Source organism: Acinetobacter endophylla (assembly GCF_053543775.1).
The window spans coordinates 1-607 of record NZ_JBLVOM010000049.1 but is presented as its reverse complement, the minus strand read 5'-3'; the positions used below and the strand labels follow the sequence as shown (position 1 = coordinate 607).

At 49.8% G+C, this 607-nt stretch carries 1 protein-coding gene; it reads right to left on the bottom strand.

Annotated features, from left to right (window positions below; all coding sequences use genetic code 11):
- The coding region (locus ACNPNW_RS04260) for an IS110 family transposase (protein WP_448766574.1) at window positions 1–359 on the bottom strand (359 nt) is incomplete at its 3' end.
- Between the last annotated feature and the right edge of the window lie 248 nt (window positions 360–607).

The following is a 607-nucleotide window of genomic DNA, read 5'->3' as shown; positions in this document are numbered from 1 at the left end:
ACATCTCCCCGGTAATACATCTCGGCTAAATGCCAAGCATCTGCCGCATCTGTCTTCACCTTTCTTAACTGAGTACCCTTCGCCCTCTTGGCCTGTAGGGGATTGACGATGAAATATGTCCACCCCCTGCGTTTCAAGTAGGCGACAAGTCCACGATGGTAGTGACCGGTCGCTTCCAGAATAATCACTGGGGACTGCTTAGTCTGTGCTTGCAGCTCGGATAGAAGCCCACCCAATTGATCCAACCCACTTTTCTCATGCGAGATGCTTATCGCCTTCCTCCAAGGTTCATTCCGCTTTAAAAAAGCTTGCACCACGCTGAATCCCTTGGCTACATCCACTCCCACTACAGGTTCCATAACAACCTCCTAAATCGTATTTGCCGGCACTCCTACGATGGTTCCAAACCCATAGCTTCGCTTGTGATGCGGGGTCTATTGCCCCTACCAGCTCAAACATGGTCATTGGGGGTAGTAGGAGAACAGTTTTTTTGACGGGGTAATTTCCCCAAAAGAGCCCTCGTTCTCCCGGCTACCGCCATCTTATAGCACCTACAAAAATAGGCCAACCAGAAGTTTCTGGCTGACCTAATAATACGAAAAGAGCC